This window comes from Pseudomonas sp. 01L34 (assembly GCF_056400265.1).
The window spans coordinates 158348-171687 of record NZ_JBFTSX010000003.1; the positions used below are offsets into that span (position 1 = coordinate 158348).

Sequence of the window (13340 nt, forward strand, 5' to 3'; positions counted from 1 at the left end):
ATGTCGCTATTTAATTGGCCCATGAACCGAAGCCCGTGGCCGACGTCTAACGGCCACTAATGATCAGGAGTTACTCGATGAACGTTCGTCTGCTGGGTTTGGCCATGGCGTTTGGTTTGGCACTTCCTGTGGCCGCTCAGGCACAGATGCTGCAACCGGGCTTGTGGGAGTTGACCTCAAGCAACATGAAGGTCGATGACCAGAACATGCCCGATCTGCAATTGATCCTCGGCCAGCTACAAAACCAGATGACCCCCCAACAGCGGGCGATGCTGGAGAAACAAGGTATCACCATGGGCGGCAAAGGGATTCGGGCGTGCCTGACACCTGAGCAGGTGAAGAGCGACAACATTCCGCTGACGGACCCGCAATCGGGCTGCAAGCAGGAAATTACCGAGCGTACCGGTAACCAGTGGAAATTCCGTTTCAGCTGTCCGAAAGCGCAGGGCAGCGGAGTGGCCACTTTTATGAGTGACCGTGAGTTCACCACCAAGGTCAACGGCACCTTCAACGCCACCGGCATTCAGCAGAAGGGTAGCCTCGATACCCGCGCTGTGTGGTTGGGTCAGGATTGCGGCACAGTGAAGCCAAGGGCCTAAAAGCTTTGCGGGTAGGCTCGTTCCCACCAGGTCATATGTGATCCCTGTGGGAGCGGGCTCGCCCGCGAAGGTGTCCGCTCAGGCACCAGTCTTGGGCGGGTTCAACAAATCACACACCGCCTCAATCCCTTTCTCCCCGAAATCCTCCCCGCTGCCACTGCGCATGCTGACAAACCCACCGTCCTTTTCCTTCTCTCCGACCACCAACAGGTATGGCACCTTCTGGCTGTGCTGGCGAATCTTGCGGCTGATGTTCTCGTGACGCAGATCCGAGTTGGCGCGCAGTCCGCGCCGGCGCAGCGCTTCGGTCACCGAGTGCGCATAATCGCTCTGACGCTCATCGATATTCACAACCACGACCTGGGGTGGCGCTCGCCAGGTGTCCAGTTCCTGTTGGCTGGACCAACACGTGCCATAGATTCGTTGCTGCAACGTGCCGCTGATGTGGTCCAGTGCAAAGGCCTGCAACACTTTGGTGGTGGGAACATGCGGGCCTGCCGCGCAACCCTCGAAGTCCCCCAGACGATACAGCGATAGCCTTTCGGTTGGCGTTTGCTCCTGCCGGCGGATCGAATGGTTGGTCGCCGCCAATTCGCGCATACGCGCTTCGATCACTGGCAGAGCGGCCAGGGTTAACGATCGCTGGAAAGCAAACTCATAAAAGAAGCCGTCACCCAGCGCCGATCCGGCCCGCAACTGCGTATTCGGATGCAGCTGTTTTACGGCCATGGCCAGCATCAGCGCACAGGAACGCCGGAGGATCTCCAGACCGTCGGGTTCCTGGGACGTGACGATGCTGACCCGCGCATCGCACTTGATCAGAAATCCGCAGTCCACCAGCACACCGTCCACCCGACCCGCGAGCGCTGCATTAGCCAGGCCGAGGCTGATACTCGCGGCAACCTCAAACACGGACAGCGGTTGGTCATACTCACGCAATGAACCATCAGGCAGGGTGATGTGGATCATGATCGGTGTTCTCGAATGTTTTCGATAACGTGCGTCAGCGCATAAACCGTAGCGGTAAGCCCTGACAGTTATCATTAAGACGTTTGTCGTGCCACGCAATTTGTCCCGACACGACCGTGGTGCTGACGCTGTGGCGAAAGCGATGCCGGGCGAAGGGTGTCCAGCCACATTGCGAAAGGATGGGTTGCCGGGAAACGGCCACGCCATCGGGCTCGGGTTTGATCAACACCAGGTCGGCCCAATACCCTTCGCGCAGGTAGCCGCGGTCGGGGATGGTAAACAGATCGGCGACCCGGTGACTGGTTTTGGCCACAAGGGTGGTGATCGGCAGGATCTCATCAGCCACCAGTTCCAACAGTGCGGGCAGGGCGTGTTGCACCAACGGCAAACCGGACGGCGCCTGGTTGTAGGGGCGCTGTTTTTCGGCCCAGGTGTGAGGCGCATGATCGCTGCCGATCACGTCCAGTCGATTACCCGACAGTGCGTTGCGCAAGGCGTCGCGGTCGGCCTGGGTCTTGATTGCCGGGTTGCATTTGATCAGGTTGCCGAGGCTCGGGTAGTCGCGGTCGTCGAACAACAAGTGGTGCAGACAAACCTCGGCGGTGATGCGTTTCTGTGCCAGCGGCTTGTCTTCGAACAGTGCCAGTTCACGGGCGGTGGTCAGGTGCAAAACGTGCAGCCGGGTGCCGTGACGTCTGGCTAGATCGACGGCCATTGAGGAGGATCGAAAGCACGCCTCGGCATTGCGGATAAGCGGGTGAGCGGCGGGCGGAAGGTGCTCGCCGAACAGCTCTCGCAGGTTCGCCGCGTTGGCTTCAATGCTGGGCGTGTGTTCGCAGTGGGCCAATAAAAGGGTCGGCACCTCGGCGAATAACCGCTCAAGAATTCGCGGATCGTCCACCAGCATATTGCCCGTGGAGGCGCCCATGAACACTTTGACCCCGGCCACTTCGCAAGGATTGAGCGCGGCGACGGTATCGAGATTGTCGTTGCTCACGCCGAAATGAAAACCGTAATTGGCCACTGAGTGAGTTGCCGCTCGACGTTTCTTGTCTGCCAGCGCGGCGAGGGTCAGGGTGGCCGGCGAGGTGTTGGGCATGTCCATGAAGCTGGTGATGCCGCCGGCCACCGCAGCTCGAGATTCAGTATGGAAGCTGCCCTTGTCCGGTGCTCCTGGATCACGGAAATGCACCTGGTCATCGATCATGCCTGGCAGCAGCCATTGGCCGTTTGCGTCGATTTCCACGGCGGCTTTTTCACCTTCGATGCTGCTGGCGATCTTGACGATGCGACCGTGGCTTACCAGCAGATCACCGTCGAATTCCCGACCTTCGTTCACCTGTCGGGCGTTGCGAATCAGCACGCTGCTCATGGTCAGAACTCGTTCTGCAGGGCTTTGTAGCCGCGCACCAAATCGACGTTGGTGCGCGCTACGTCTTCGGAAAACTCCGAGGCGCTGACGCTGACGGGTGGGAACTGCGACAGGTCGGTGTTGGGGCCGATGCGTGTGGTGGAGGGCACGTAGAAGGCGTCAGGCAAGTCACGACCATCGACTACCGAGTTGTGCCGCACCACGCAACCGTCGCCCACCGCGCAGTTGAACAGCACGCTGTTGAAACCGATGAACACGTGATTACCGACGCTGCAGGGGCCATGGACGATGGAGCGGTGGGCGATTGAGCTGAACTCGCCGATGGTCACCGCCGCGCCGGACTTGGAGTGGATCACCACGCCGTCCTGGATGTTCGAATTGGCGCCGATGGTGATGGCTTCCATCTCGCCCGAGTCGTCCACTTCATCGGCGCGAATCACCGCGTAGGGGCCGACGAAGACGTTCTCGCCGATCACCACTTTGCCGCAGATGATTGCGGTTTTGTCCACGTACGCCGACTCCGCAATCAACGGCAGATCACCTGAAGGATTCTTGCGGATCATGGCTTGCTCAATGCCTCGTACAAGGTGTTGAGGTTGTATTCGAACAGCCCGGTGAAAGTGCTGGCCGGGCCAGTTGCAGCGAGGGCATCGGAGTACAACGTGCCACCGATATGCGCGCCGCTTTCATCAGCGATTTGCTTGAGCAGGCGTGTGTCCTTGATATTTTCCATGAACACCGCTTTGACCTTGGCCTGACGGATCTGTGTGATCAGCGCAGCGACTTCGGCGGCCGAAGGTTCGCGTTCGGTGGACAGACCTTGCGGCGCCATGAAGTTGATGCCGTAAGCCTGACCGAGATAGCCGAAGGCATCATGGGAGGTGACGATTTTGCGATTACCCGGCGGCAGCGAACCGAGCTTGGCTTTAGCCTCGGCGAGCAAGGCGTAGATCTTTTTCAGATAGGCCTGGCTGTTGTGTTCGTAGTCGGCTTTGTTTGCAGGGTCGGCGGCGATCAGCGCTTTGGTGATGTTGCTGATGTACAACTCGGTGTTCGCCAGGTTGTGCCAGGCGTGCGGGTCCGGGATGGTTTCGCCGTCTTCGTCCAGAGAGCGTGGGATGACACCGTGGCTGGCGCTGATGACCGGGGCTTTGGTCTCGGTGCTGGTCACCAGGCGGTCCAGCCATGGCTCGAAACCCAGCCCGTTCTTGATGATCAGTCTGGTGTTGAGCAATGCCTTTGCATCGTCCGGCGTCGGTTCATAGGTGTGGGCATCGGCGTCCGGACCGACCATGTTGGTGATCTGAATATGGTCGCCGCCAACCTGATGGGTCATGTCGGCGAGGATGCTGAAGCTGGTGACCACCTGGAGTTTTTCCGCGGCAGACAGCGACATCGACAGCATCAGACTGAACAGCACGAGTAAAGCGCGCATCGGATTACACCTCATTGGGATGTGAGCAAAGGCGGGCGGCGCAGCAAACCGTGTACCGGACCGAACACCACGGACAGCAGATACCAACCGCCAGCCACCAGCACGATTGCCGGGCCGCTGGGCAGCGAGTAGTAGAACGACAGCAACAATCCGAGCCAGACCGAGAGGCTGCCGAGCAACGCGGCGATGATGATCAGCACCGGCAAACGACGACTCCAGAAGCGAGAAGCGGCGGCCGGCAGCATCATCAAACCGACCACCATCAGCGCGCCGATAGCCTGGAAACCGATCACCAGGTTCAGCACCACCAACGTCAGAAATACCCCGTGAGCCAGCGGCCCGAGACGGCTGACGGTTTGCAGAAAGAGCGGGTCGAGGGTGTCCAGCAACAGTGGTTTGTAGATCAGGGCCATGGCGAGCAGGCTGAAGCCCGAGACCCAGAGCATGCCGGTCAAGGTCGGGCCATCGACCGCCAGCGCCGAACCGAATAACAGGTGCAACAGGTCCAGCCGCTTGCCGGCGATACCGAGGATCAGCACGCCGCTGGCCAGCGATATCGGGTAAATCGCGGCCAGGCTCGCGTCCTCCCGCAAGCCGGTGCGGCGGGTAATCCAGGCGGCCAGTCCGGCCATGCTCAGGCCGGCACCGAGGCCGCCAATGGTCAGCGCGGGCAGGCTCAAGCCTGCGTACCAGAAGCCCAATGCGGCGCCGGGCAAGATGCCGTGAGCCACTGCATCGCCGATCAGACTCATTCGCCGCAGAATCAGAAACACCCCAAGCGGCGCCGTACTACAGGCCAGAACAAGGCCTCCCAGCAGTGCCCGACGCATGAATACGAATTCGTGAAACGGTTGCCAAAGGTGAGCAGCGGCGATCATCAAGCCACCTGCGTCTGAGGTTGTTGGCGAATCAGCTCGGTACTGGGGCCGAGGACGCAGCCGCTGCTTTTGATCAGTAGCGCTTGTGGAATCTGTTGGCGCACGGCGGCCAGGTCATGACACACCACGACCAGGGTTCGACCGTCTGCATGCCAGGCGTGGAGGTGTTTCCAGAGCAGCGCCTGGCCGAGTTCGTCGAGCGCGGCGTGGGGTTCGTCGAGCAGCAGCAAGGGCGCTTCGGCAAGGCTCAGTCGGGCGAGTAGGGCACGTTGCAATTCGCCTCCGGAGAGGGCCATCAACGGGCGATGCTCCAGACCGGTCAGGCACCAGTCTTCCAACGCAGCCTTGAGTCGCTGGCTGCGAATTTCCGGAGTTTGCTTGCTGCCCCAGAAACCTGCGGCCACCAACTCTTGCAGGCTGATGGGGAACTGCCGGTCCAAGTGTTGTTGCTGAGGCAGGAACGAAAGGCCGCCCTTGCGTGGAACATCAATGACGACGTTGCCGGCCAGTGGCTTTTGCAGGCCGGCGATGACTTTCAGCAGGCTGCTTTTGCCCGACCCGTTGGCGCCGATGACGGCGGTCAGACTCCCCTTGGGCAGTTCGAAATCAACTGCTGGAGTGAGCGGCTGACCGGGTGCGCCCCAGCGCAAGGCTTGGCATCGGATCATGCGGCCTCCCAGTTCCAGCGGCTTTCGGCGACGGCATCGTGGGCGTGAAGGCTTTCGGCGTGGACGACTCGCACGTGAAAGGCGTTGATGCCCGGGGAGCGTTTCAATGCCAGGTTCAAGCGTCGCGCGGCATCTTCGCAGAACATCAGGTTCTGACCGTTGGCGAGGGCGAAAGCTTGTTCGTCGGCGCGTTTCACGGCGGTTTGCACAGCAGTGCCGAGAGCGGCTTCCGCGTCGTTGATCGCGGCGATCAACGGCAGGTCATCCAGATAGTCATCCAGACGCAGCTGCAATTGCGCATTACTGCGTTGGCTATGCGGCGTCGCGACGATGCCTTTCGTGGAACCGAGCCAAGCCAGAACGTCTTCGTGTTGCAATGGTTGATTGGCGAAGTCATCAACGAATTGCTGCTGAATCAACTGCCTCGAGAGCGCTGCTGAGCATGGACAGGTTGAGGAATATGGAACGTCGATTTTTAGTTCCACGTGGAACATCGCGTTTTTCAGACTCGCTTCGATGCTCACCGGATAGGTTTTCCAGCCGGCCAACGGACTGACGAGCGCGGGTCTTTTGAGCAGAAGTTCGGTGTGAATTTTTAGGTAAGCGTTGTGGGAAAGTCCTTCATGAGTCTCGAGAAAACTCAGCAAGACTCGCCGCAACAACGCGGGTGAAAGGTTTTCCTGCTCAAGCATTTCCAGCGCCAGGTACAGCCGCGACATATGGATGCCACGCGCCTCTCCATCGTCGAGGCTAACGCCAGCGTCGGCTTTTGCACTCAGTCGCTGGCCATCGAATAAAACAGGAAGAGCAATGCCGCACATGCCCACCCAATCGAGTGGCAGGGTTTGGCGTGAGGCCTGCGCGGCGATATCCGGCAGAGTCAGCGCATTCATGAGCAGGTCCATCGTGGGAGTTGATTTGGCATGTTATATTATAACAATCAAATCGACGATGCCTTTTTCGTGAACGAGCTTTCATCATGCACAGACGTCACTTGCTCAACCTGATTCTGGCCAGCGCGGCCTTTGCGTTACCTTTTGGTGTGTCGGCCACGCAAATTCGCAATGCACGACTGTGGCGTTCGGACGACAAGCTGCGACTGGTGTTCGATCTGAGCGGGCCGGTGCAGTACAAAACTTTTTCCCTGAGTGCTCCGGAGCGGCTGATCATCGATCTGAGTGGCGCCAACTTCAGTGGCGACTTCAGTCAGCTGGCGCTCGACAACTCGGTGATTCGCGCGATCCGTTCCGGGCATTTCGGTCAGGGCGATACGCGGATCGTCCTCGACCTCAGCGGTCCGGTGCAGCTCAACAGCTTCCTGTTGCCACCACAGGATGGGCAGGGGCACCGATTGGTGCTCGATCTGAAGGCCATTGCTCCGCTACAGATCGCGGCGGCGCCGTCGGAAAAACGTGAGCCCATCATCGACAAGGCTCATCCCAAGCGCGACGTCATCGTGGTGGTCGACCCTGGTCACGGCGGCAAAGACCCGGGCGCGGTCGGCGCCAAAGGTGAGCGGGAGAAAGACGTGGTGCTATCGATCGCCCAGCTGTTGGCCAAGAGGCTGAAGCGTGAAAAGGGCTTCGACGTGAAACTGGTGCGTAACGATGACTTCTTCGTCCCACTGCGCAAGCGCGTGGAGATCGCCCGCAAGCACAAGGCCGACATGTTCATTTCGGTCCATGCGGACGCAGCGCCGCGTCTCACGGCTTCAGGTGCGTCGGTGTACTGCCTGTCCGAAGGCGGCGCGACCTCGGCCACGGCGCGCTTCATGGCGCAACGTGAGAACGGCGCGGACCTGTTGGGCGCCACCAGCCTGCTCAATCTCAAGGACAAGGATCCGATGCTCGCCGGGGTGATTCTCGACATGTCGATGAACGCCACCATCGCCGCCAGTTTGCAGTTGGGCAACACGGTGCTCGGCAGCCTGGCGGGCATTACCACGCTGCATCAGAAGCGTGTGGAGCAGGCGGGATTTGCGGTGTTGAAGTCGCCGGATGTGCCGTCGATTCTGGTGGAAACCGGCTTCATCTCGAACGCCCGTGACAGCCAGCGACTGGTGACAGCGCGGCATCAGCAGGCGGTGGCTGATGGCTTGTTCGACGGCTTGCAGCGTTACTTTCAGAAGAATCCCCCAATGAACAGCTACATCGCCTGGCAGCAGGAGCAGAAGAAGGCACAGGCCTAGCAACCGGTCATCCGGCTGCAGGTGAACTTCGCGCTGCTGCCCCCGGAGCTGGAGAACCGATTGATGGTTGTCCAGCCAACCCGGCGGTTGTAGCCGACCCAGGCTTCGCCATCGGATGCGAGGCCGGTAAAGAACGTCAGTTGCCCGTAGCGGCTATTGGTCTGCGCCCAATAGCGTTTACCGGCGACTTCAAAGCCGCGCAAGTAGATCATGTTGCCGACGGTGTTAACGCTGTAGGCATTGCCGTCGGCATCCACGCAGGCCAGCAGATTGGCGCTGCGGGTGCATTTGGCCAGGCTGGGGATTTGTCCCCAGGCATTGACTGCGATCAGCAGCGAAAGGCTCAACAACGAGAATCTCAGAGCGTTTCCCATGGCATTTCTCAAGGAGCGGACAGGTTAAAGCATCGTGCTCTTTGTCGCGGTGAGCAAGAGGAGAGTGGTTTGTTTGTATTGTTATACTATAACATAAATTAAGCCCGACATTGCGACCGGGCATCCCTGTGAGGAATACCTGATGCCCAATCGTCTTCCCGTGACCGTCCTGTCGGGCTTTCTCGGTGCCGGAAAAAGTACACTGCTTAATTACGTACTACGTAATCGCGATAATCTGCGGGTCGCGGTGATCGTCAACGACATGAGCGAGATCAATATTGATGGCGGTGAAGTTCAACGCGATGTCAGCCTGAACCGTGCCGAAGAAAAACTCGTGGAAATGAGCAACGGCTGCATTTGCTGTACGTTGCGCGAAGACCTGCTCGAAGAAGTCAGCAAACTCGCCAGGGACGGTCGTTTCGATTATCTGCTGATCGAGTCCACCGGCATTTCCGAGCCGCTGCCCGTGGCGGAAACCTTCACCTTTCGCGATGAAGAAGGGCAGAGCCTGGCCGACATTGCGCGGCTCGACACCATGGTCACCGTGGTCGACGGCATGAACTTCCTGCTCGACTACCAAGCCGCCGAAAGCCTCGCTTCCCGTGGTGAAACCCTGGGCGAGGAGGACGAGCGCTCGATCACTGACCTGTTGATCGAGCAGATCGAATTCGCCGACGTGATCCTGATCAGCAAGATCGATTTGATCAGCAGCCGCGAACGCCAGGAGCTGATCGCGATCCTCGAACGGCTCAATGCCCAGGCCGAGATCATTCCGATGGTCATGGGCGAGGTGCCACTCAAGAAGATCCTCAACACTGGGCGTTTCGACTTCGAGAAGGCCGCTCAGGCACCAGGATGGTTACAGGAATTGCGCGGTGAACACGTGCCGGAAACCGAGGAGTACGGTATTGCCTCCACGGCTTATCGGGCGCGGCGACCGTTTCATCCGCAGCGTTTTTTCAGCTTCATCGATCGCCCGTGGGTGAACGGCAAACTGCTGCGTTCCAAGGGCTTTTTCTGGCTGGCCAGCAAACACATGGATGCCGGCAGCTGGTCCCAGGCCGGCGGCTTGATGCGTTACGGGTTTGCCGGGCGCTGGTGGCGTTTCGTGCCGAAAAACCAATGGCCGCAAGACGAAGAAAGCACCGCCGGGATCATGGAGAACTGGACGGCCGCCACCGGAGATTGCCGGCAGGAACTGGTGTTTATCGGCCAGAACATCGACTTTGCACAACTCACCGCCGAACTTGATAACTGCCTGCTGACGGATGATGAAATGGTCTTGGGTGTCGAGGGGTGGCGGCTGTTGCCCGATCCGTTCGGTCCCTGGCACGAAGAGGCGGCTGCCTGATGCTGGCGCCCAGTCTGAAGTTGCGACCGGTCATTGCTCAGGTTCAAGGTGAAACGCCAAAGGTGCTGACCGGGATTCTGGACGACGGTGTGAACCTCGCCCTTTGGCAGCGCCAACTGCCGGCGCACATTGCCGATTTCGGTCGCTTGCTGTTGTCCCTGAACCAGCCGCTGGCCGAGTCGCTTTCTCTTGAAATGGCCAGTGATGACGCCGAACCCAATCTCCACGGTTTAGCCTCAGGCTTCAGCGACCTTGAAGGTTACGAAGGCTTTATCGCCGACGTTTCCTGGTTGGTCAGCGCGTTCGCCTGCCTTTTGGGCGCCCAACGTATTGGTTTGCGCCTGCGGGTTCTGGACAACGCCATGTGCCCGCGTTTCCACGTCGATCATGTGCCGGTGCGGTTGATCACTACCTACGCAGGGGGCGGCAGCCAATGGCTGAAAGAAGGGGCGATGGATCGCCGCCGATTAGGCGAGCCTGACGCCGAACCCCAGGATGATTCGCTGATCCAGCGTATCTCCAGCGGCGAAGTGGCGCTGCTCAAGGGAGAGAAGTGGCACGGCAACGAAGGTTTCGGCTTGATACACCGTTCGCCGCAGCCGGCACCGGGCGAGCGTCGTTTGATCCTGACCCTCGACTGGCTGGGCTGACAGCTCAAGGTTTGAGCCAGGTTCCCTGGTTCTGGGCTTCGCAAAACGGCTTCAGATACGCCGCATCGGTGGCCACGCCGTAATAGTGAATATCCTGCCGGTAAGGCATATTGGCGACTTGAGCGTTGCTGCATACCCCGAACGCGCCGGCGGGGCATTGGTCGACGTACTGCACCTCGACTTTCTGCCCGGCCAGATTCGGCTGGCAGAAGCCGTCGGCGAACAGTTTTTCCGGGATGTTGCGGTTCTGCTGGCAGACCTTCACGTCCAGCCGCTCAGCCGTACTATGTACCACGCAGGCCTGGGCCAGCGCTTCACCCGACGTGAGCGCCAGAAGCAACGACCATCCCATCAACCGCATCCTATACCTCCTCAGAAAACTTCGACCATGTTGCAGAACATTCCCACCCACGTCATCGCCGGCCCGCTGGGTGCCGGCAAGACCAGCCTGATCAAGCACCTGCTGGCGCAGCGGCCGGCCGGTGAGCGCTGGGCGGTGCTGATCAACGAGTTCGGCCAGATCGGCCTGGATGCTGCGCTGCTGACCCAGGACGTCGATGGTATCGCACTGGGGGAAGTGGCCGGGGGGTGTTTGTGTTGCGTCAATGGTGCGCCGTTTCAGGTCGGCCTCGGACGGTTGCTGCGCAAGGCACGACCGGATCGACTGTTCATCGAGCCCTCCGGGCTGGGGCATCCGGCGCAGTTGCTCAGGCAATTGAGCGAGGCGCCGTGGCAAGGCGTCCTGGCGGTGCAGCCTTGCGTGCTGGTGCTGGACGCCCAGGCGCTCGCGGCTGGAAAACCGCTGCCAGCGGCGCAACTGCAAGCGTTGGACAGTGCCGGGTTGCTGTTGCTGAACAAGGCAGAAAGCCTCGACGATAGTGATCGCCAGCGAATCGCTACACAGTTGCCGCCGCGTCCTTTGTACTGGACGCAACAGGCTGTCTTGCCACTGAGCGAGTTACCGGGCCTCAAGGCTCAGGCTGTCGCGGGTGTGGATAACTTCATCGTGCCCAAGGGGCTGGCACAGATGCCGGCCATCTGGACTGACCCTGCGCAGCCAATTTGCTTGAGTCAGGCGCAAGAGGGTGGCTGGAGCGTCGGCTGGCGCTGGCATCCGAGTCAGACATTCGATGCCGTGCTTGTCGGAAAGTGGCTTGAGAGCCTTGAATGGTTGCGGGCGAAGCTGGTTATCCACAGCGTAGAGGGTTGGGTGTCGGCCAACGCGCTGGATAACTCGTTACTGGATTGGCAACCCAGCGAATGGCGACGGGATTCGCGCATCGAGCTGATTTTCAGTGAGGAGCAGGATGTTGAGTCGCTGCAAAGAGATCTGGCCGATTGCCGGTCGGGGTGAAGATCAAAAGATCGCAGGCTTCGATCTTTTGATCTTCAGGGACGCCACTTGGTGTGTTCTTGCCGCCACTGGCTCAATTCAATCACCTCGGCGCTGGGTTTTGCGACTTCGACCACCGGCGGTGTGTCGTCGAATGGCATTGGATAGGGCGCGAGCTCGATGTGTGCGCTATGGGCGCCGAACTGAGTGATGGTGCCGTTGTGGCGGGTTTCGCCGGTCACGGTAAATTCGAAGTTATACACACGGGCCAGGCGCCGACGGCCGTTGGCGTCTTTAATGAAAGCGATCTTTTTCAAGGCTACGTTGCCGTCCAGCAGCTCGATCCGCAGCTTGGCGCAATGCTGCTGAACCCGCTCCAGTGCGCGTTCGCGCAAGCCGTGGTTGTGCCACAGCCATGCGCCACCGGTGGCGAGCAGCATCAGCACGAAGATATTTCCTAGGGTCAGCATCAACAGGGTGCTCCAACAAGATAGTGTCAGCTTAACTGCGTCTCTGGTCTGTCGTACAGGCTGCGTTTAGTCGCATACTGCGCGGCTCGAATTTCAATCGGTTTATGGAAAACTCACCGCATGAAACGTACGCCCCATCTGCTCGCCATCCAGTCCCATGTGGTGTTCGGCCACGCTGGCAACAGCGCCGCGGTTTTCCCGATGCAGCGGGTCGGGGTGAACGTCTGGCCGCTCAATACCGTGCAGTTCTCCAACCACACGCAATATGGCCAGTGGGCCGGGGAAGTGCTGGCCCCGCATCAGATTCCGGAGTTGGTGGAGGGCATCGCGGCGATTGGCGAACTGGGCAACTGCGACGCCGTGTTGTCCGGCTACCTCGGCAGCGCGGCTCAGGGGCGGGCGATTCTGGCGGGAGTGGAGCGAATCAAATCGATCAATCCCAAAGCCTTGTACCTCTGCGATCCGGTGATGGGCCATCCGGAGAAGGGCTGCAGTGTTCCAGCCGAAGTCAGCGATTTCCTGCTGGAAGAGGCGGCGGCGTTAGCCGACTTCATGTGCCCGAATCAGCTGGAGCTGAACAGCTTCTCGGGGCGCAAGGCGCAGTCACTGTTCGATTGCCTGGCCATGGCGCGGGCGCTGCTGGCGCGCGGTCCGAAGGCGGTGTTGGTCAAGCATCTGGACTATCCCGGCAAACTGACGGATGGCTTCGAGATGTTGCTGGTGACCGCTGAAGGCAGCTGGCACTTGCGTCGGCCGTTGCTGGCGTTCCCGCGTCAGCCGGTGGGCGTTGGCGATCTGACTTCCGGGCTGTTCCTGGCGCGTGTGCTGCTGGGTGACAGTCTGCTGAGCGCCTTCGAATTCACCGCGGCGGCGGTGCATGAAGTGCTGCTGGAAACCCAGGCGTGTGCCAGCTATGAGCTGGAACTGGTGCGGGCGCAGGACCGGATCGCCCATCCCCGGGTGCGGTTCGAGGCGGTAGCGATCAGTTTGTAACGGTGTGGCGGTAGAAAAGATCGCAGCCTTCGGCAGCTCCCGCGTGTCTGTGGGCGCTGC

At 60.0% G+C, this 13340-nt stretch carries 16 protein-coding genes; 6 read left to right on the forward strand and 10 right to left on the reverse strand.

Going from position 1 to position 13340, the window contains the following annotated elements; all coding sequences use genetic code 11:
* Positions 1-77: 77 nt before the first annotated feature.
* The gene (locus tag AC1DQM_RS09255) at positions 78-599 is read left to right on the forward strand and encodes a DUF3617 domain-containing protein (protein ID WP_019580360.1); all 522 of its coding nucleotides are present in this window, start codon (positions 78-80) and stop codon (positions 597-599) included.
* 78 nt (positions 600-677) lie between these two features.
* Here the strand turns inward: AC1DQM_RS09255 and AC1DQM_RS09260 are convergent, their stop codons facing one another.
* Genes AC1DQM_RS09260 through folE2 form a run of 7 tightly spaced genes read right to left on the reverse strand, consistent with a single transcriptional unit; the run spans position 678 to position 6814 of the window.
* Entirely contained in the window at positions 678-1568 is an 891-nt protein-coding gene (locus AC1DQM_RS09260) for a His/Gly/Thr/Pro-type tRNA ligase C-terminal domain-containing protein (protein ID WP_477746059.1), read from the reverse strand.
* 34 nt (positions 1569-1602) lie between these two features.
* A complete protein-coding gene (locus AC1DQM_RS09265; RefSeq protein ID WP_477746060.1) occupies positions 1603-2940 on the reverse strand; it encodes a dihydroorotase in 1338 nt (445 codons plus the stop codon).
* Positions 2941-2942: 2 nt separating this feature from the next.
* A complete protein-coding gene (locus AC1DQM_RS09270) occupies positions 2943-3503 on the reverse strand; it encodes a gamma carbonic anhydrase family protein (protein WP_477746061.1) in 561 nt (186 codons plus the stop codon).
* Positions 3500-4375 (reverse strand): metal ABC transporter substrate-binding protein, encoded by an 876-nt coding sequence (locus tag AC1DQM_RS09275; RefSeq protein WP_096479338.1) that lies wholly within the window; start codon positions 4373-4375, stop codon positions 3500-3502. Before AC1DQM_RS09275 ends, AC1DQM_RS09270 begins: the two co-directional genes overlap by 4 nt.
* Before the next feature lie 11 nt (positions 4376-4386).
* Positions 4387-5253: a metal ABC transporter permease gene (locus AC1DQM_RS09280; RefSeq protein ID WP_138866549.1), complete on the reverse strand. Its 867-nt coding sequence runs from the start codon at positions 5251-5253 to the stop codon at positions 4387-4389.
* Positions 5253-5921 (reverse strand): metal ABC transporter ATP-binding protein, encoded by a 669-nt coding sequence (locus tag AC1DQM_RS09285; protein ID WP_111453097.1) that lies wholly within the window; start codon positions 5919-5921, stop codon positions 5253-5255. Before AC1DQM_RS09285 ends, AC1DQM_RS09280 begins: the two co-directional genes overlap by 1 nt.
* On the reverse strand, positions 5918-6814 hold the full coding sequence (gene folE2 / locus AC1DQM_RS09290; protein ID WP_477746062.1) for a GTP cyclohydrolase FolE2: 897 nt from the start codon (positions 6812-6814) through the stop codon (positions 5918-5920). The genes AC1DQM_RS09285 and folE2 overlap by 4 nt, the downstream gene beginning before the upstream one ends.
* Before the next feature lie 86 nt (positions 6815-6900).
* On the opposite strand from folE2, the gene AC1DQM_RS09295 reads away from it, so the two are divergent.
* On the forward strand, positions 6901-8109 hold the full coding sequence (locus AC1DQM_RS09295) for an N-acetylmuramoyl-L-alanine amidase (protein ID WP_086945229.1): 1209 nt from the start codon (positions 6901-6903) through the stop codon (positions 8107-8109).
* On the opposite strand, the gene AC1DQM_RS09300 is transcribed toward AC1DQM_RS09295, so the two are convergent.
* Positions 8106-8483, reverse strand: a complete 378-nt coding sequence (locus AC1DQM_RS09300) for a glutamine synthetase (RefSeq protein WP_305410589.1) — start codon at positions 8481-8483, stop codon at positions 8106-8108. The two genes, AC1DQM_RS09295 and AC1DQM_RS09300, sit on opposite strands and share 4 nt — an antisense overlap.
* A 142-nt stretch (positions 8484-8625) precedes the next feature.
* Between AC1DQM_RS09300 and zigA the strand changes: the two genes are divergently transcribed.
* Positions 8626-9834, forward strand: a complete 1209-nt coding sequence (gene zigA, locus AC1DQM_RS09305; protein WP_477746063.1) for a zinc metallochaperone GTPase ZigA — start codon at positions 8626-8628, stop codon at positions 9832-9834.
* The gene (locus AC1DQM_RS09310) at positions 9834-10484 is read left to right on the forward strand and encodes a DUF1826 domain-containing protein (RefSeq protein WP_477746064.1); all 651 of its coding nucleotides are present in this window, start codon (positions 9834-9836) and stop codon (positions 10482-10484) included. Before zigA ends, AC1DQM_RS09310 begins: the two co-directional genes overlap by 1 nt.
* Positions 10485-10488: 4 nt before the next feature.
* Here AC1DQM_RS09310 and AC1DQM_RS09315 read toward each other — a convergent pair whose 3' ends face one another.
* Positions 10489-10845 (reverse strand): NADH:ubiquinone oxidoreductase, encoded by a 357-nt coding sequence (locus AC1DQM_RS09315; RefSeq protein ID WP_477746065.1) that lies wholly within the window; start codon positions 10843-10845, stop codon positions 10489-10491.
* Between the two features lie 27 nt (positions 10846-10872).
* Here AC1DQM_RS09315 and AC1DQM_RS09320 point away from each other — a divergent pair, with 27 nt between their 5' ends.
* A complete protein-coding gene (locus AC1DQM_RS09320) occupies positions 10873-11838 on the forward strand; it encodes a CobW family GTP-binding protein (protein WP_477746066.1) in 966 nt (321 codons plus the stop codon).
* A 35-nt stretch (positions 11839-11873) separates the two neighbouring features.
* On the opposite strand, the gene AC1DQM_RS09325 is transcribed toward AC1DQM_RS09320, so the two are convergent.
* Positions 11874-12287 carry a DUF3301 domain-containing protein gene (locus tag AC1DQM_RS09325; RefSeq protein ID WP_064621161.1) on the reverse strand — a complete coding sequence of 138 codons (414 nt, stop codon included), beginning with the start codon at positions 12285-12287 and terminating at the stop codon, positions 11874-11876.
* 120 nt (positions 12288-12407) lie between these two features.
* On the opposite strand from AC1DQM_RS09325, the gene pdxY reads away from it, so the two are divergent.
* Positions 12408-13280: a pyridoxal kinase PdxY gene (gene pdxY, locus AC1DQM_RS09330; RefSeq protein ID WP_018927365.1), complete on the forward strand. Its 873-nt coding sequence runs from the start codon at positions 12408-12410 to the stop codon at positions 13278-13280.
* Positions 13281-13340: the final 60 nt, after the last annotated feature.